Origin of the sequence: Desulfonispora thiosulfatigenes DSM 11270, from assembly GCF_900176035.1 — a bacterium.
Taxonomy (GTDB): domain Bacteria; phylum Bacillota; class Peptococcia; order Peptococcales; family Desulfonisporaceae; genus Desulfonispora; species Desulfonispora thiosulfatigenes.
Genome location: NZ_FWWT01000016.1, coordinates 119109 through 137393 on the forward strand (window position 1 = coordinate 119109; position 18285 = coordinate 137393).

Annotated in this window: 18 protein-coding genes and 1 pseudogene; 18 read left to right on the forward strand and 1 reads right to left on the reverse strand. The window is 32.6% G+C overall.

Annotated features, from left to right (window positions below):
• Positions 1 to 166: 166 nt before the first annotated feature.
• The 11 genes and pseudogenes from B8965_RS06075 to B8965_RS06130 all read left to right on the forward strand — a co-directional run bounded on the left by B8965_RS06075 (position 167) and on the right by B8965_RS06130 (position 11958).
• Complete coding sequence (locus B8965_RS06075) at positions 167 to 2002, forward strand: S-layer homology domain-containing protein (RefSeq protein ID WP_084052965.1); 1836 nt, start codon at positions 167 to 169, stop codon at positions 2000 to 2002.
• Positions 2003 to 2135: 133 nt separating this feature from the next.
• Positions 2136 to 3311 carry a tRNA uracil 4-sulfurtransferase ThiI gene (thiI, locus tag B8965_RS06080; RefSeq protein WP_084052966.1) on the forward strand — a complete coding sequence of 392 codons (1176 nt, stop codon included), beginning with the start codon at positions 2136 to 2138 and terminating at the stop codon, positions 3309 to 3311.
• A 216-nt stretch (positions 3312 to 3527) separates the two neighbouring features.
• Complete coding sequence (locus tag B8965_RS06090) at positions 3528 to 3995, forward strand: PaaI family thioesterase (protein WP_084052968.1); 468 nt, start codon at positions 3528 to 3530, stop codon at positions 3993 to 3995.
• A 248-nt stretch (positions 3996 to 4243) separates the two neighbouring features.
• Positions 4244 to 5272, forward strand: a complete 1029-nt coding sequence (gene aroF, locus B8965_RS06095; RefSeq protein WP_084052969.1) for a 3-deoxy-7-phosphoheptulonate synthase — start codon at positions 4244 to 4246, stop codon at positions 5270 to 5272.
• Between the two features lie 3 nt (positions 5273 to 5275).
• Positions 5276 to 6379 carry a prephenate dehydrogenase gene (locus B8965_RS06100; protein WP_084052970.1) on the forward strand — a complete coding sequence of 368 codons (1104 nt, stop codon included), beginning with the start codon at positions 5276 to 5278 and terminating at the stop codon, positions 6377 to 6379.
• Between the two features lie 11 nt (positions 6380 to 6390).
• The gene (aroA, locus tag B8965_RS06105) at positions 6391 to 7674 is read left to right on the forward strand and encodes a 3-phosphoshikimate 1-carboxyvinyltransferase (RefSeq protein ID WP_084052971.1); all 1284 of its coding nucleotides are present in this window, start codon (positions 6391 to 6393) and stop codon (positions 7672 to 7674) included.
• 100 nt (positions 7675 to 7774) lie between these two features.
• Positions 7775 to 8614, forward strand: coding sequence for a shikimate dehydrogenase (locus B8965_RS06110; protein ID WP_084052972.1), 840 nt, complete (start codon positions 7775 to 7777; stop codon positions 8612 to 8614).
• 217 nt (positions 8615 to 8831) lie between these two features.
• Positions 8832 to 9998: a chorismate synthase gene (aroC, locus tag B8965_RS06115; protein ID WP_084052973.1), complete on the forward strand. Its 1167-nt coding sequence runs from the start codon at positions 8832 to 8834 to the stop codon at positions 9996 to 9998.
• A gap of 5 nt (positions 9999 to 10003) precedes the next feature.
• On the forward strand, positions 10004 to 11086 hold the full coding sequence (gene aroB / locus B8965_RS06120; protein WP_084052974.1) for a 3-dehydroquinate synthase: 1083 nt from the start codon (positions 10004 to 10006) through the stop codon (positions 11084 to 11086).
• Positions 11087 to 11175: 89 nt separating this feature from the next.
• A pseudogene (gene aroH / locus B8965_RS06125) lies at positions 11176 to 11534 on the forward strand (chorismate mutase).
• 166 nt (positions 11535 to 11700) lie between these two features.
• Positions 11701 to 11958 (forward strand): DUF3243 family protein, encoded by a 258-nt coding sequence (locus B8965_RS06130; RefSeq protein ID WP_159446287.1) that lies wholly within the window; start codon positions 11701 to 11703, stop codon positions 11956 to 11958.
• 38 nt (positions 11959 to 11996) lie between these two features.
• Here B8965_RS06130 and B8965_RS06135 read toward each other — a convergent pair whose 3' ends face one another.
• Complete coding sequence (locus B8965_RS06135; RefSeq protein ID WP_084052976.1) at positions 11997 to 12191, reverse strand: hypothetical protein; 195 nt, start codon at positions 12189 to 12191, stop codon at positions 11997 to 11999.
• A 121-nt stretch (positions 12192 to 12312) separates the two neighbouring features.
• Between B8965_RS06135 and B8965_RS06140 the strand changes: the two genes are divergently transcribed.
• The 7 genes from B8965_RS06140 to B8965_RS06170 all read left to right on the forward strand — a co-directional run bounded on the left by B8965_RS06140 (position 12313) and on the right by B8965_RS06170 (position 18279).
• Positions 12313 to 13044, forward strand: a complete 732-nt coding sequence (locus tag B8965_RS06140) for an N-acetylmuramoyl-L-alanine amidase family protein (RefSeq protein WP_084052977.1) — start codon at positions 12313 to 12315, stop codon at positions 13042 to 13044.
• 147 nt (positions 13045 to 13191) lie between these two features.
• A complete protein-coding gene (locus B8965_RS06145; protein WP_084052978.1) occupies positions 13192 to 13902 on the forward strand; it encodes a DUF421 domain-containing protein in 711 nt (236 codons plus the stop codon).
• A gap of 85 nt (positions 13903 to 13987) precedes the next feature.
• Positions 13988 to 14875, forward strand: a complete 888-nt coding sequence (locus B8965_RS06150) for a GerMN domain-containing protein (protein WP_084052979.1) — start codon at positions 13988 to 13990, stop codon at positions 14873 to 14875.
• Between the two features lie 104 nt (positions 14876 to 14979).
• Positions 14980 to 15972: a sodium:calcium antiporter gene (locus tag B8965_RS06155; RefSeq protein WP_084052980.1), complete on the forward strand. Its 993-nt coding sequence runs from the start codon at positions 14980 to 14982 to the stop codon at positions 15970 to 15972.
• A 48-nt stretch (positions 15973 to 16020) separates the two neighbouring features.
• A complete protein-coding gene (locus B8965_RS06160) occupies positions 16021 to 16725 on the forward strand; it encodes an HAD family hydrolase (protein WP_084052981.1) in 705 nt (234 codons plus the stop codon).
• A 52-nt stretch (positions 16726 to 16777) separates the two neighbouring features.
• Positions 16778 to 17326 carry a hypothetical protein gene (locus B8965_RS06165; protein ID WP_084052982.1) on the forward strand — a complete coding sequence of 183 codons (549 nt, stop codon included), beginning with the start codon at positions 16778 to 16780 and terminating at the stop codon, positions 17324 to 17326.
• A gap of 344 nt (positions 17327 to 17670) precedes the next feature.
• On the forward strand, positions 17671 to 18279 hold the full coding sequence (locus tag B8965_RS06170; RefSeq protein WP_084052983.1) for a LutC/YkgG family protein: 609 nt from the start codon (positions 17671 to 17673) through the stop codon (positions 18277 to 18279).
• Positions 18280 to 18285: the final 6 nt, after the last annotated feature.

Here is an 18285-nt window from a genome sequence, read left to right on the forward strand (position 1 = left end):
TATAAAGGAATAAAGAGCAGCTTACCTAATTAAGGTAGGCTGTTTTTTTGTTGACTCAACTATTATTAAAAGTGCTTATTATAATGAAGGAAAGGTGTTTAGTTGCAGGAAATTTTATTTTGGTGTCGAATGGTAATAGAGGTATAAATGTGAAGGGGGAGACATAATGAGAAGATTTAGTAAAACTATTTGCTGGGGTATAGTCTTAATGTTCATGGTAACAATTTTAGCCCCAAGTGCTCTATATGCGGCATCAAAATATGGTGAATTTCCAGATGTAAAAAGTGACCATTGGGCTAAACAAGTAGTGACAAAGATGCAATTAAGACAAGTAGTTAATGGCTATGCAGAGGGTAAGAACTTTGTATTTAAGCCAGATCAATCTGTGACAAAAATGGAAGCTGTAATTATGGCTATTAGATTAATGGAACTTAAAGAAACTGATGTATCTGAAGGAACTTACATTCCATTTACTGTTCCAGACTGGGCTAAGGGTGCAGCCAAAGCAGCTGTAGATAAAGGAATTATCAAGGAAAATGATTTTAAAGGAACAGAAAAAGCATCAAGAGAATGGATTACGAGATTATTAATCAGAATGGTAGATAAAGATAATGCTGCAGAGTTAGCTACTGCAACAAATGATACTTTAAGTTTTACAGATACTAAAAAGATCTCTAAAGAATATGCCCCTTATGTAAAATTGGCCGTTAAATTAGGATTAGCTAGAGGAAACACGGATAATACCTTTGCACCTAATACTGCTGTAACAAGAGCGCAAATGGTTGCTTTTTTAAGTAGAACCGAAGATTTATTAGAAATCACATCACCTAATGTATTAATTGGTGAAGTTACAGAAATTATTGGAGATAATATTACAATTGTAACTCCTAAAGGTGTAAAGTATACATTAGTTTATGATGGAAAAAGCAATCTATATAACAAAGAGGGCAAGATAATTGAAGGAAAAAAAATAAATGTTGAAAACTGGATTTACACAATTGTTAGAGGAAATACTATTGAATATTTAGAAATGAGAGACAAAGGTGAATTTGAAACAAATACTAATCCAACACCGACGCCTAAGCCTGAATTAGATAAGGATAAATTAATTGAAACAAAAGGTAGCATTATATCTGTTAAAGCTGAGGAAAAAGTGATATTTGTTAAAATGGATGATGGTAATATCGAAAAATATAGCATAGACAGTAAAATTAGTTTAGTAGATAGTAATAATAAAGAAATTAAATTAGCTGATTTAAGTTCGGATGATAGGGTAGAACTTTATTTTACAGATAAAGGTGAGCTAGTTGAACTTAGTCTGATTACAAATAAAGTAGCGACTACTTTTAAAAAGGGCACAATTCATGATATCGTTCAAGATGGAAGTAGCGTTTTAATTAAAAATTCAGATGGAATTAAAATTTACTCTATTGATAAGAATACAACAATTAAAATAGGTACAAAATTAGAAGTTGATGCCAAAAGCTTAAAGTCAGGTGATGAAGTTGAATTTACCTATACAGGTAGCATGTTAGATACAATCACCGTAACTAATGGTAATTTTGATGATGCAAGTAAAGGTAAAGTAATAAGTATAAATGATAAAGCTGTTACTTATGAAAATGCAAATGGAGATTTAGTATCTCATTACCTTAGTACAAATGTAAAAGTTATTTTTGGTGATGGTAATGCAAAATTAGGGGATATAAAACCAGGCGATACTATTGAAGTAAAGTTAAAAGATAAAAAGGTTACAGAAATCTCAGTTCCATCTCGTAATTTAATCGAAAAAGTAACTGGAAAACTTGAAGTAGACTATGGTGCAGATGGGATTATCGTCATTGCAGATGCCAATAATAATTTAAAAGCGTATAAAGTAGATAGTAATACTGATACTAAAGTAAATGGATATACGAATAGTCTATATTCTCTTAAAAAGGGTATGAGTATTGAAATTGAAGTTAGAGATGAAAGAGTAATTTATTTAAGGGCAAATTATTAATAAGTAAATATGTAAGTATGGCCGGCAACAGTTCACTGGTGCCGGTCTTTTTATATTTAAAAATTGTTCAATATGCATTATTTTGTGATAAAATAGCTAAGTATGTGTGATACTAAGAAAAAAGGGTGATTTTATGTACGATAATATTTTAATTAGATATGGAGAAATAGGCCTTAAGGGTAAAAATCAAAAGGATTTTTTACATAGATTAGTAAAAAACATTAAAATGAGAATCAAAGGAATTGGTAATGACGAAACAAAAGTTGTATTAGAAAGAGGTCGTGTTTTTGTAGTTATAAACGGCCAAGACCCAGAAATTTTTTATAAAGCTTTAGGTACTATTTTTGGGATTTTATCATTTAGCCCTGTGCGCAAGGTGGGTTTAGATTTAGATGAAATTAATAAAGCTGCGCTAGAGGAATTTAAGTCTTTAGGAGAAATGCCTGAAAATTTCAAGGTTAATGCCCGTAGATCGTTTAAATTATTTCCTTTAGATTCTATTGAGCTGCAAAGAGAAGTAGGACACTATATTTTAGTAAATACACCAGGATTAAAGGTAGATGTGCATAATCCAAAAGCTGAAGTATGGGTTGAAGTTAGGGAAGAAGCTGCTTACGTATATAGTAAAAAGATAAATGGAATCGGCGGATTACCTATTGGTACAGGTGGTAAGGCTATGCTTTTACTTTCTGGTGGAATTGATAGCCCGGTAGCAGGTTGGATGACTATGCGTAGAGGTTTAGAAATAGAAGCTGTATATTTCCATAGTCACCCCTATACGAGTGAAAAGGCAAAGGAAAAGGTATTAGACTTAGCAAGAGTTTTAGCTGAGTATTCTGGGAAGATTAAGGTGCATATTGTACCTTTTACGCAAATTCAAGAGGCTATTAGTGCTAAATGTTTTGAATCTTTATGGATTACCATTATGCGTAGATTTATGATGAGAATTTCAGAGAGAATAGCAGAGCAACAAGGTATGCTAGCTTTAGCAACTGGAGAAAGCCTAGGACAAGTAGCCAGCCAAACCGTAGAAAGTATGCATGCTATTACGGGGGTAATTAATACGCCTGTAATCAGACCTTTAGTGTGTATGGATAAAAGAGAAATCATAGATGTGTCTGAAAAAATAGGGACTTATGAAATTTCTATTAGACCTTTTATTGACTGCTGTACAGTATTTTTACCTAAAGCACCAAAGACAAAGCCGAAAAGAGAAGCCTGTGAAAAGGCTGAAAAGTATTTAGACATAGAAGCATTAGTGCAAAAAGCTATAGATGATACCGAGGTCGTAATCGTTAAAAAAGGTTAAGATAACATGCAAAAGGTTAAATAAATAATTTATAGCAATATAATAGTAGGAAAATATAAAAATATAGAAATATAAAATAAGGAAATAAAGAAATAAAGAATAAAGAATAAAGAAATAAAGAATAAAGAAATAAAGAAATAAAGAAATAAAGAATAAAGACTTAAAAATAAAAAATAAAGAACTAAGGGAAAAAGGATTTAACAGAGGAGGTACTTTATGCAAATTTTTAGAGAACCAGAAAATAAAGGGATAAACTCAGAACTTTTTAATAATATAATTAAATCCACGGAAGAATGTGCATATTATGACCATATGGATTTATTTGTATCATCTTTAGGTAAAGGCGAAGCAGAGATTGAAATTCCTGTGCAAAAAAAACATTTTAATAGCTTAAATATCGTTCATGGTGGAGTAGTTTTTTCTTTAGCAGATACGGTTATGGGAATGGCTATTAATACCATGGATACTGATTGTGTAACGATAGATGCACAGATTAATTACATTAAATCTGGAAAAGCTGGTGATGTAATAAGAGCAAAAGGAGAAGTACTTAAGCTTGGCAGAAAAATCATTGTAACTAGAGCAGAAGTATATAATCAAAAAGACGAAATGCTCGCGGTTTTAAATGGCACTTATTATAATACGGGAGAAAAAATCTCCGAAAGACCTGCTCTAAAAGACTAGGGTGAAAAAATATCTTGCAAAAATGAGCAAGTAGTAATATAATTCAAATAATTTCAAAATAATTCAGGTCGCCTGAATTATCCGTAGAATAGTAGTATGGTAGCACAGAAGAATAGTTTTTTATAGGGGTTTAAAACTAAAAATTGAAGTATGGTAGTATGGTAGGGTTAAGTCTGTGATAACGGCACTCCTATTAGGTGTGCCTTTTTTTATAGCTCCCTACCTTCTAAAAAAGGGAGGTTTTTATAATGATTATTGTTATGGAGAAAAATGCAAGTGAAGAAAATATTAAAGGTGTTCAAGGAAAATTACAGAGTTGGGGATTTTCGATTCATTTATCCCAAGGCGTAGAAAAAACAATTATTGGAGCTGTGGGTGAAAAGTCTCATGAAGCTTGTAATGCTATTGAAGCTTTAGAAGGTGTGGAAAAAGTAGTGACGGTTTTAACACCATATAAATTAGCAAGTAGGGAATTTAAAAAAGAAGATACAGTAATCACCATTGGTGATGTTAAAATAGGTGGTAAGGAAATCCAGGTTATGGCAGGTCCTTGTGCTGTAGAAAGCAGAGAGCAACTATTAGAAGTTGCAAGGCTAGCTAAAAAAGGTGGAGCTCGTATTTTAAGGGGAGGAGCTTTTAAACCTCGTACTTCTCCATACTCTTTCCAAGGATTAGAAGAAGAAGGATTAAAATACCTAGCTGAAGCTCGTGAACAAACAGGACTATTAATCGTAAGTGAAGTCATTGACCCTCGCGATGTAGAATTAGTGGCTAAATATGTAGATATTCTCCAAGTTGGAGCTAGAAATATGCAAAATTTTGCTCTTTTAAGAGCAGTAGGTAAAGCAAATAAACCAGTTCTTTTAAAAAGAGGAATTTCTGCAACTATCGAAGAGTGGATTATGGCTGGTGAATATATTTTAGCTGAAGGCAATGAAAATGTTATGTTTTGTGAACGTGGAATTAGAACATTTGAAACCTTTACCCGTAATACCTTAGATTTATCGGCTGTTCCAATTATTAAACAATTAACTCATTTACCAATCATTGTAGATCCTAGTCATGGAACAGGAAAATGGAAATTAGTTAATGCAATGTCTAAAGGAGCTATTGCTTGTGGGGCTGATGGTTTGATTGTCGAAATGCACCCAGAGCCAAGTGAAGCCCTTTCTGATGGGCCTCAATCTCTAAAACCTGAAAAATACGAAGAATTAATGAAAGAATTACAGGTTGTTGCTTCAGCAGTTGGCAGAAGCTTGGAGCTCGGGGAGGTTTAGACATTGAATATTAAAAAAGTAACAATAATTGGTCTTGGCTTAATTGGAGGCTCATGGGGCCTTGCTTTAAAAAGAACTTGCCCAGAAATAATAATAACAGGTGTAGATCTTGATAAAAATTCTCTTAATCAAGGTCTAGAATTAGGAGTTATTGATAATATAAGCACAAGCCTTGCTAAAGGTGTGAAAGATGCTGATGTGGTGATTATTTCCACATTGGCATCTTCTGTAATTAAAGTAATTAATGAGATTATTCCTTTTTTAAAAAAAGGTGCTATTGTAACGGATACGGCTAGTACTAAGCAAAATATAGTCGAAGGCATAAAGAAAAGTTTGCCTGATGATATTTTTTATATTGGTGGCCACCCTATGGCAGGATCAGAAAAACAAGGAGTTTTAGGAGCGGATCCATACTTACTAGAAAATGCAGTTTATGTTTTAGCAAAAGAAAGTAATACTAATAAAGAGGCATTAAATAGTTTAGTATCCTTAATTACTAAGGTAGGTTCTAAAGTTTTATTTTTAAAAGCTGCAGAGCATGATCAAAAGGTAGCAGCTATTAGCCATTTACCACATTTAGTTGCAGCTGTACTCATGAATACGGTGGGTACTTTAGAAAACCAAAAATCTGGATTTTTTCAACTAGCTGCTGGAGGGTTTAGAGATGTAACTAGAATAGCTGATAGTCACCCTCTAATGTGGAAAGATATTTTCATGGAGAATAAAGGGATGGTACTATCTTTAATAGAAACTTTTAGAAAGTCCTTAGATGAGGCAGAAAATGCAATAATCAATGAAAACGAAAATAATTTATTAGAATATTTATCATCTGCTAAAAAATGGCGTGAGGAAGTTCCTCAAAGTTCTAAAGGATTATTACCTGTAATTTTTGATGTTGTTGTGACGGTACCTGATGAACCAGGAAAAATCGGAAGTTTAGCAAATATTTTAGGTCAAGAAAATATTAATATTATGGATATTGAAATTTTACGGGTTAGAGAAGGTGGCGGTGAAGTCTTACGCTTTGGCTTTAGAACAGAAGATGAGGCTAAAAGAGCGGTTAAAGTAATGAATCAAGAAGGCTACTTAGCTAGGGCTAGAATTTAGGGGGCATTAGAATGGAAAAAGAAGTTAGTAAAATACCTAAATTAACAGGTAAAATCAAAGTACCAGGAGATAAATCAATCTCACATAGAGCAATTATGTTTGGTGCTTTGGCATGGGGAAAAACAAATGTTAAAGGTTTCTTGCAAGGTGAAGATTGCTTAAGTACAATAAAATGCTTTCGAAAGCTAGGTATAAAAATCGAGCAAAATAATGATGAAGTCCAGATTTGGGGCAAAGGTTTAAAGGGCTTAACAGAGCCTCAAGATATTTTAGATGTTGGAAACTCAGGTACAACGCTAAGACTAATTTCAGGAATCTTAGCCGGACAAAATTTTCTCTCTATTTTAACAGGTGATAATTCCATTCGTAAAAGGCCAATGGCTAGAGTAACAGATCCTTTAAGACTTATGGGGGCAGATATTAGTGGTAGAGAAAATGGCAAATTAGCTCCTTTGGTAATTAAAGGTCAAAATTTAAAAGCTATTAATTTTACTAGTCCCGTGGCTAGTGCGCAGGTAAAGTCAGCTATTTTACTGGCTGGGCTCTATGCAGAAGGAATTACAGAAGTTAACGAACCCTCTAAATCAAGAAATCACACAGAAATAATGCTCAAAAGCTTTGGTGCAGAAATAGATGAAGTGGATAATAAAGTACGAATAAAACCTATGCCTAATTTACAGGCGCAAGATATCCACGTACCAGGAGATATATCCAGCGCTGCTTTCTTTTTAGTAGCAGGAGCAATTCATCCAAGTGCTGATCTTTTATTAGAAGGAGTAGGACTTAATCCTACCCGTACGGGCATAATTGATGTGTTGCAGCAAATGGGAGCGAATCTCGAAATAACTGAAACCTGGACCTCAGCAGGTGAGGAAGTAGGTAATATTAGAATTAAAAGTAGTAATTTAAAAGGAATAAAATTTGGTGGAGATATTATTCCCCGTTTAATAGATGAAATACCTGTGATAGCAGTAGCAGCTTGTTTTGCTAGTGGCATCACTGAAATTAGAGATGCTGAAGAACTAAAAGTAAAAGAAAGCAATAGACTTAGCACGATAGCAACTGAACTCACAAAACTAGGTGCAAAAATAGAAGAATTACCAGATGGTTTAAGAATAGAGGGCAACAGTAGTTTAACTGGAAAACTAGTCGAAAGCTATCATGACCACCGAATTGCTATGAGTTTAGCCGTTGCTGGAATCATGGCCGAAGGAACAACTGTTATTAAAGATTCAGAGTGTGTAGATATCTCTTTCCCAGGCTTCTTTGAAATGCTTGTAGGTAAACTAGACTAAGGGAATAATAAATAAGGTGTTAGTAAATATGGTAATAAATCTGATAATAAATAAGGTGTTAGTAAATATGGTAATAAATCTGATAATAAATTAGGTGATAATGGTGATTAATGGAAAAACAAAATTAATTGGCGTTTTAGGAGATCCTATTGAGCATAGTTTTTCTCCTTTTATGCACAATACCGTTTATGAAAAATTAGGCTTAAATTATGCCTATCTTCCTTTAAAAGTAGAAAAAGAACAATTAGGTCAAGCTATTGAAGGACTAAGGGCACTTGGATTTATTGGTGTTAATGTTACTATTCCCCACAAAGAAAATATTATGCAGTATTTAAAAGAAGTTAGTAAAGAAGCAGAATTAATGGGAGCAGTTAATACTATTGTTTTAACAAAAGGTGGATATATCGGGGAAAATACCGATGGCAAAGGTTTTTTAAAGTCCTTAAAAGAAGAAGGATTTGATCCGAAAAATAAAAAGGTAATCGTTTTAGGAGCGGGAGGAGCAGCAAGGGCAGTAGCTGTAAGCCTTGCCTTAGAAGGAGTAGACCAGGTTTGCATCATAAATCGTACTAGAGAAAAAGGCGAAAAAATAGCCCAAATTATAACGGAAAAAATAGGGGTAAATTGTACCGTGCATAATTATGACGATAAGTTAGATAATATATTTAAACAAGCAAATTTAATCGTTAATACTACTTCCTTAGGAATGCATCCAGATGTGGATAAAATGCCTCCTCTTAATCCAACCTTATTTTCTAGTAACCATTTAGTAGTTGATTTGATTTATAATCCTGAAGAAACAAAACTTTTAAAATTGGCAAAACAGCAAAATGCTAAAACGCTAAATGGTTTAGGGATGCTAATTTATCAAGGTGAATACGCTTTTAAAATGTGGATACCTGAAGAAGAGGTCGATTTTAAGAAAATATTAGACATTTAAGAAAACTTAAGATATTTAAAAATATTAGATATCTAAGTAAATATAAGATATTTAAGCAAATTTAAGATATTTTATTATATAAAGCTAATTAGTGGCGAACTTATTATACCCTGGCGGTAAAGATTTTCTGCAATTGCTTGAGCTCTTTCTTTTCATTTTTGAGCCTTTTAGCGTAGATAATATAATAATCTTTAAAGTATTAAATGGAGGTGATTTTGTGCTCAGATATTTAACAAGTGGGGAGTCGCACGGTAAGGCGTTGGTCGCTATTGTGGAAGGATTTCCGGCTGGTTTTGAGATAAGTGAAGAATACATAAATAAACAATTAAAGAAACGTCAAGGTGGCCATGGCAGGGGCGGACGTATGGCTATTGAAACTGATAAAGTACAAATAATTGCAGGTGTTCGTGATGGAAAATCTATGGGTAGTCCGATTACCCTTATGATTGAAAATAAAGACTGGGAAAACTGGCAAAATATTATGCAAGCAGCTAAGGGCGCTCATATTGAGGAAAGAAAGGTGACTAAGCCTCGCCCAGGGCACGCTGATTTAACAGGAACAATTAAATATAATCATAAAGATGTGCGTAATGTTTTAGAAAGAGCAAGTGCAAGAGAAACCGCTATCAGAGTAGCAGTGGGAGCTCTTGCTGAATGTATTTTACAGCATTTTGAGATTGATGTTTTTGGGCACGTTGTGAAAATTGCGACAGTAGATGCAAAGGTTAATTATGAAAATTTAAACGAAGAATTATATAATACACCTCTTTATTGTACGGATGAAGTGGCTACTGGTGAAATGATTAAGATTATTGATGAAGCGAAGAATAATGGCGACTCCTTAGGGGGAATAGTAGAAGTAGTAGCAAAAAATGTCCCTAAGGGTTTAGGCAGTTATGTGCATTGGGATCGTAAATTAGATGCGCGTCTTGCTTATGCTGTTATGAGTATTCAGGCAATTAAGGCGGTTGAACTAGGTGCAGGTTTTAACAGTGCCAATTTAAGTGGTTCTGAGCTTCATGATGAAATTTATTTTTCCGGTGAAAAAGGTTTTTATCATGAAACTAATAATTCTGGGGGCATTGAAGGTGGGATGAGTAATGGAGAGCCGATCATTCTACGGGCAGCAATGAAGCCAATTCCTACTTTATATAAGCCACTTAAAAGCGTTGATTATTTTACCAAGGAACAATACGAAGCATCAGTAGAAAGATCAGATAGCTGTGCTGTTTCTGCTGCGGCTATTGTGGCGCAAAGTGTAGTTTCACTGGAAATAGCTAATAGCTTTTTAGAAAAATTTGCAGGTGATAATTTGCAAGAAATAGAGGGTAATTATGAGAACTATGTAAATTATTTAGCTGAAATTAACGAAGTAAGTAGGTGAGATATGTGGAGCAAATAAAGGTTGATTTACAGGAACGAAGTTATCCTATTTATCTAGGGGAAAACATTATTCCTAAACTGGCTAGAGATTTAGCTACTAAATATGAAGGTCGTCAAATCATTATTGTTAGTAATGATGAAATTTTCACCTATTATGGTAAGGAATTATTAGATGAGCTTACTTCGTGCGATATTATTACAGAAATTATTCCTACAGGAGAAGAATATAAAACTTTTCATATGGCGGAGCAAATATTAAGTAAAATGATTAGAGCGCGTTTTAATCGCGACGCTTTATTAATCGCTTTAGGTGGAGGCGTAGTTGGTGATTTAGCGGGTTTTGTGGCAAGTATTTATCAAAGAGGAATAGATTTTATTCAAATACCAACTACTCTCTTAGCAACTGTAGATAGTAGTGTCGGGGGAAAGGTTGCCGTAAATCATACCCTTGGAAAAAATTTAATAGGATCTTTTTATCAACCTAAAGAAGTCTGGATTGATGTGAAGGTTTTACATACATTACCGGAACGAGAATGGAAGGCTGGTTTAGCTGAGGTAATTAAATATGGTGTGATTTGGGATAAAGAATTATATGAATTTTTAGAAGAAAATTCTACAGATTTAACTAAGGATAATTTAAATTTAGCTCAAAAAATAATTAGTAGATCATGCAGGATAAAGGCTGAAGTGGTAAGTAAAGATGAACGCGAAGAAAATTTACGGGCAATTTTGAATTTTGGACATACATTTGGTCATGCCTTAGAAAGTGCTACCGGGTATAATTATTACCGTCATGGGGAAGCAGTAGCGATTGGGATGGTTATGGCAGGAAAGCTTGCCCTAGAGATTGGTATGTGGAATATAAATGAATATCAAAAACTTAAAAATTTATTGGTTAAGGTAGGTCTGCCTATTGATTTTCCTTCAGAAATATCACGCGAACAAATTTATACTAATTTATTTTTAGATAAGAAAATAAAGGATAAAAAATTGATTTTTATTTTACCACAGAGTCTAGGACAGGTTGAAATCGTAAAAAATGTAAATATAGAAATAGTCAAAGAGTTAATCCAGAAATTTAGGGCGTAAATAAACTTATAGTTAAAAGTTTAACTTTTAATAACTGAGTAATCATGGGTTTAAGATGGAAAATAAGTGTATGAGGAGGGATTAGTTAGATGAGTGTTAAATCAATACGTGGAGCGATTGATATTTCGGAAAATACCAGCAAAGCAATTTTAGAAGCAACGAAAAAATTACTGCTGGAAATCAAAGAAAAAACAATTTAGATAAAGAGGCTATTATCAATATTTTGTTTACCGTTACTCCTGATTTAAATGCTGCTTTCCCGGCTAAGGCAGCCAGAGAATTAGGCTGGACAAATGTTCCCTTAATGTGCGCGCAGGAGATTGATGTACCAGGAGCGATTCCCTTTTGTATTAGAGTTATGCTTTTAGTTAATTTAGCGCAGGATCAACAGGCCAATCATATTTATTTAGGCAAAACAACGGTCTTAAGAGAAGATATTAAAGATTAAAATAAAATCAACTGAATAGATCTTAAAATTTCCCTTCGGGTAGACGTTATCACATGTAACCTTCTATTCTAAGGGATTTTTTTAGGGAAATTTTTAATTACATAAAATACTAAGGTATAGGCTTTAAAAGAGCGGGGAATCATAAGCATATGGGAGGTGAGTAATTTTGTTTAACAATAAAAAAGGTTTAGGTTTAGATGATTTTCCAGAAGAAGTACAAGATGTCATTAAGGATGGTAAAAAACATGGTGTTACCGATGAAATGATGTCTAAAGGTATGGTGAGTATAGGTAATATGATGGCTAAATTTGTTAAGCCTGATTCACCAGAAGAAGCGTTAATTAAAGAAATGTGGCAAGTAGCAGATGATGAAGAAAAATCTACTATGGCTAATTTAGTCTTAAAGGTTGGCAAAGACAAATAAAAATGGTAAAATCCGGAATATAGCTTCCGGATTTTTTCTTAATAATAACGTTCTAGGGCAATGATTATTATACCAATAAAGAGCAGTATATTACCTGGCCAATTTAATTTTAAGTACATTTTTTTTCTTTTTTCGAGAGGTAATTCTTTATTAACAGATAAATAATAAAGACCAGATGTTTTAACGATGACACCTACTAAAATTAATGCATACGCGATAGTTTGAATTTTCATAAATACACCTCTTCTTAATTTACTATCTTAAATTATATATGATAAATAAGTTTTTGGAATAAGAAATAAGTAATATTGAATATATTCATAAGGTTAGAAATTTTTAAAGGAGGTATAACGTATGCGTAGAAGCTTTTTTATAGTTATAAATCTCAATCTCAGGTTATTATTAACCTTTTCAATATTTTTAATTTTAATAATGTTCCTAGGATTTTCAAATCCTGCTTTAAGAGCATTTAGTAACGATGCTAGGGATACTTTAATCGTAATAGATCCTGGGCATGGTGGGATAGATGGAGGAGCTGTTCATGGCACAGAAATGGAAAAGAATATCAACTTAGATTTTTCCTTGAAATTATATGAAGAGTTAAAGGATGATAAATTTAATGTGGTAATGACTAGAGATAGTGATGTCTCTTTAGAAGATAAAAGCGAAATAACGGCTTCAAGATATTTAATGGACTTAAATGGAAGAAAAAGTATTATTAATAATAGTAATGCCAAGGTTTTTGTTAGCATACATAGTGATGCCCAGCCTCTTAATCTTGATAAGCGGGGAGTTACTATATTTTATTATCCTACATCAGTTGAAAGTAAAAATGTTGCTGAAGAAATTGCCCAAAATATTGATGAAGTAGTTTATAAAAAAATGCTAAAAAACCCAGAATTAAAATCCACAGTTATACCTCGTAATTTATATGTACTAAGGGAATCAAGTGTTCCAGGGGTACTGATAGAAGTAGGTTTTTTAACAAATGCTGAAGATAAAAAGCTATTAGTAGATAGTAAATATCAAGAAAAAATGGCTCTAGCAATAAAAAAAGGTTTAATAGAGTATCTAAAGACAAATTAAAGAAAATTAAATCCGAGATAATTCGATATGCTCCCTTTATAGTAGACAGTTATATTATTTTAACTGACTACTATAAGGGGAGTTTTTATATGTAAAGTATAAGTCTAAAATTTTTGCTCATAATAATAGTGGAAGGGGTGAAAAGCAATGTTAACTATAGTTGTAAGAACTCTGATTATATATTTTACACTTTTAGTATTTATGAGAATTATGGGTAAAAGAGAAATTGGTCAATTATCAGCGATTGATTTTGTAGTAGCAATTGCTATTGCAGAGTTAGGCGCTATTCCTATGGAGGATCCAAATATCCCTTTATTAAGAGGCTTAATACCTATTGCTCTTTTAGCTACCTTTCAGATTAGTTTATCCTTACTTTGTCTTAAAAATAATTTATTTCGTAAGGTTATTTATGGTAAACCAAATATATTGATATCCAATGGAATTATCAAACAAAAAGAAATGAAGTCCGCAAGGTATAATATTGATGACTTACTGACACAACTTCGTGAAAAAAGTGTATTTAATGTTGCTGATGTTGAGTATGCTATTTTAGAAACCTCAGGTCAGTTAACAGTTTCTTTAAAGCCTGAAAAGCGTGCACTATGCCCTGAAGATATGAAAATGAATATGGATTTTGAAGGAATTCCTACTACATTAGTTGATGATGGAGAAGTAAATTATCAAGCTTTAGGTCACTTGGGTAAAGATATGGATTGGTTACAGCAAGAAATTATTAAACGAAATATAGACGGTTTACAAAACGTATTTTTTGCTAATATAACTCCTAAAGGAAGTGTTTATATGGTGGAAAGGGAAGAAAAAAGAAAGGCTAAAAATAAAACTAGCAAAACAAGTTAACTCTAAAAAAAAATAAAGTTAAATACATAAAAGGGAAAATATGTATTATGTAGAATATATAAGATAGGACAAGGAGGGGTATATTTTGAAAAGAAAAACATTATTATTTGTAATTTTGGTTTTAACAGCTATAACAGTTGGATGTGCTAGTAATGCACAAGTAACAGAGGTAGCAGTAAGTAAAGAAGAAATTATTCAAATGCCTGAGCCTATCTTAAAGGAACTAGAGGAATTAAAGAGTAAAGAAACTTACCAAGCCTTTGACATGGGAGGAGAAATCCTTTTATTTGTTTCTTTAGGAGAAAAGCAAAGTGATGGGTATGAAGTAAAATTAGAACGAGCAGGCATTAAGGATGACAAATTATATGTACAGGTTAATAAAAAGGAACCTACTAGTAAACCAGAAGCAGAGGTAGTTACATATCCTACAGCTTTAGGCAAGGTTAGTGGCGATGCACTTCCACGGCAGATTGTCTTTATTGATGGTACTGATTATACCAAGGTAATTGAAGAAGTATCAGTTTCGCCTGTTTTAGGTGAGCAAGAATCTATTATTAATTTATACTTTGCTAGCACAGAAGGAAACTTAAAAAATGAAACGAGATCATTTAGTAGTTTTCCTAATGCTACAAAAGGAACGGAAGTTTTAGCTGAACTTTTAAAAGGACCCCAAAAACAAAATGGCCTTAAAAGTATAATTCCAGAAGGAACTAAGGTTTTAAACTATGAATATGCTGGAAGTACAGGGATTGCAACTGTTGATTTATCAAAGGACATAAGCAAAGTATCTGGAAGTAAGGATGAAAGCCTAGTGGTTTATTCAATAGTAAATACTTTAACTGAATTACCAGGCATAGAAAAGGTCAAGTTTTTAATTGAAGGTAATGAAGTAGAAACCTTAGCAGGTAATATTTCTCTTAAAGACCCAATTGATAGAAATGCTGAATTACTTCATGATAATACTTTAAAATAAATTTTTTTTCCCATCTGTAGAGAGCAGATGGGATTTTTTTTGCATGTATCCTTCTATTTAGTAATATATTGAAAATAGACTGATGCTATAAGGAGGACGAAATAGTGTTATTAGAACTTTTATTAGGATTAACAGTTATTTTGATTGGTGCAGAGTTATTTACTAATGGGATAGAATGGTTAGGGGTAAGAATGAAATTTTCTGAAGGGGCGGTAGGTTCAGTACTTTCCGCTGTAGGTACAGCTTTACCAGAGTCTATGATTCCTGTTGTAGCCATTTTATTTAACCCTAGTGAATCTTCTTCTCATATTGGGATTGGCGCAATTTTAGGGGCTCCCTTTATGTTAGGAACTTTAGCCTTTTTTATCACAGGGCTTTCGGCAAGAATGTTTCTTTGGAGAAAAGATAAAAAATATTATTTAAATGTAGACTGCAAAGTTGTAAGTAATGATATAATCTTTTTTATAATTATGTATAGTCTTGCAATGGGTGCATCATTTATTGGTTTTATGCACATTAAAAAAGCTATTGCTATCTTATTAATTTTAGGATATGGATATTATGTAAAGAGAACTTTTAAATCAGGTGATAGATTAGGTGGGCATAATTTACGTGCCTTATATTGTAACTTTTCAGAAAAACCACGTTTAAGAATGATTTTACTACAAATATTCGTGGCTTTAACGGCTATTATCTTAGGCGCTCATTACTTTGTGAGCGGAATAGAAACTTTAGCTATGAAGATGAAAATTCCTTATTTAGTATTAGCTTTAATAATTGCACCTATAGCTACTGAATTGCCAGAAAAGTTTAACAGTGTTTTATGGATTAGCCAGAAAAAAGATACTTTGGCTATTGGGAATATTACGGGAGCTATGGTTTTTCAAAGTTCGCTTCTTCCGGCTCTGGGAATTTTAACTACGCCTTGGGATCTAAATGGGATTTCTTTGTTAAGTGGGATTTTAGTTTTAATATCTGCGCTAGTTTTATTGATTAGCTTAAAACGCAATAGATTTTTAAAAACCTCATCTTTAATGTTTAGTGGAATTTTCTATCTAATTTTTATTTCAATAGTTTTATGGGCTATGTTTAGTTAGAGGATTTTTATGCTATAATATTGTTAGTTTTGTAGATGAGGTGAAGAAATGTTTAAAGCTGTATTATTTGATTTAGATGGAACTTTATTACCTTTTGATTTGGATTATTTTGTGAAAAACTATTTCGAGTCGTTGGCAGATTATTGTAAAGATTATGTCGACCCTAAGAGTTTAATTAAAAACATGGGCATTTCCTTAGATGCGATGCTTAAAAATACGGGTGAAATCACTAATGAAGAAATGTTCATGCAAACCTTTTTACCAGCTTTAAATAAGGGAATAGATGAAATGTATCCTTTATTTGAAAAATTCTATTTAGAGGAATTTCCAAATCTAAAGAAATACACCGAGTATAATGCTTTATCTTCAGAAATAACAAAAGAGGTTATGAAAAAAGGGTATAAAACAGCGCTTGCTACTAACCCTGTTTTTCCAAGACAGGCGACCTTGCATAGAATGGATTGGGCTGGCATAAAGGATTTACCGTGGGATTTAGTAACTACATATGAAGATTTTTATACCTGTAAGCCTAATCTTGCTTATTTTGAAGATGTTTGTGATAGACTCAGTGTAAATCCTAAGGATTGTATCATGATTGGTAATGATGCACAGGAGGATTTAGCAGCTAGTGAACTTGGTATGAAAACATTTTTAGTAAAAGATTGCTTAATTGATCGTAAAAATACTAATTATAAGCCTGATTATGTAGGAACTTTAGATGATGTGTATCAATTCATTAAACAATTACCATAATAGATGGGTGTAATTTGTGATAAATTCATAAAGTGTGAAAGGAGAGCTGCTATTGAGAAGTGCACGGGTTAGGGGTAGGACAAATATTGATGAAACAGCTTCATGGTATATACCTTTAATTTTAGTTTTTTTGGCGGGAGCAATAGGAATTTTATTTGGTTCTTTAGTGGGTAAAATTTCTACACCTATAATGGGTTTTGCTAGTCTTATTTTTTTAGCTTTAATTTTTATTGCTTTAGTTATTACCTGGGCGATTAATCGAAACTTAGTATTAGTTAAAAATGAATTATTAAAAGATGGATGGAAAAATCAACATAATGCCTTTTCGATGTTAATTAATGAATTGCAGCAAAATTTAGAAGCTAATAGTTATATAGAGACAAGTAATAAGGCGTTTGAATCGTTAAGACATGAAAACATGCTTTTCCCACCGTTAATTTATGAAAATTTATTAGAAGTTTATAAAAGATTAGAATCATTAAAAGATGTAAGCAATGATGAATTTAAAGACATCATTGCTAATGAAATGGATTTAGCTAGTTTAATTTATAATCTTCAAGAATATCAGCAAAAGATACGCAAACATTTTGTATACATATAATTAAATAGTTTTATACTAATTAAATAAAAGATTGTGCAAATTAAAAAGGTATTTTTCCTTTTTAGTTTACTGTCCAATATTTCATAACGGAAGCATTGGGATAAGCGAACTAAAGGATTTAATACTTTTTTTTTGAGCATTAATTATAGTAGTAATTTAGAAATATATTTCTAAAAAGGGGAAAGATAAAGAGTAAAGGTACTTTGTCGAAACTTGTTTTCCGATAACTAGCTAGTTATAATAAAAGATAAGTAAAAATACACAAAGCATATAAAATAAAAGTTTAAATATATTTTGATTTAAGAACGAAGTTCGTAACGACAACTTTAGAAGGAAGTGAAAAAATGAAGATGACGCTAGATAAAAAGGTAGATTGGACTAAAAGCCTTCCAAAAGATTCTGGAACAGAGGAATTATTTCAAGAATTTAAAGAAAAGGCGGAAGCATTAACGGTAAAAGTGATTAATGTTAAAACTGCAGCTGAAGCTGAAGCGAGTATTTTAAAAGAAATTACAGAAGAAAAAGCTAAAATTGTATGCGCAGTCAAAAGTATGGAATTAGTTAATATCCAAAACATACAGGAAAAGGCTAAAAAGTCAGGGGTGGACTTTTCTTTAGAGATAGATCGAGATATTATAGAAAAGGCGCAAATTGGTATTTCGGAGTTTGATTTAGGTATAGCAGATTTAGGGACTATTGTGCAGGATGCTGATGATGTGCAAAAAAGACTAGTTTCTACCTTACCACCGATTCACATAGCTGTTTTACAGAAGAAGGCTATTGTCGATACTTTGCAATCCTCACTAGAGGTAATCAATAAAACTTATAATGGTAATCCATCAAACTTTATCGCTTATGTAACCGGACCAAGTAAAACTAGTGATATTGAAAGAGTATTAACAATTGGAGTACATGGACCTGGAAAGTTAATCGTTGTAGTAATCGATCAGTAGGGAGTG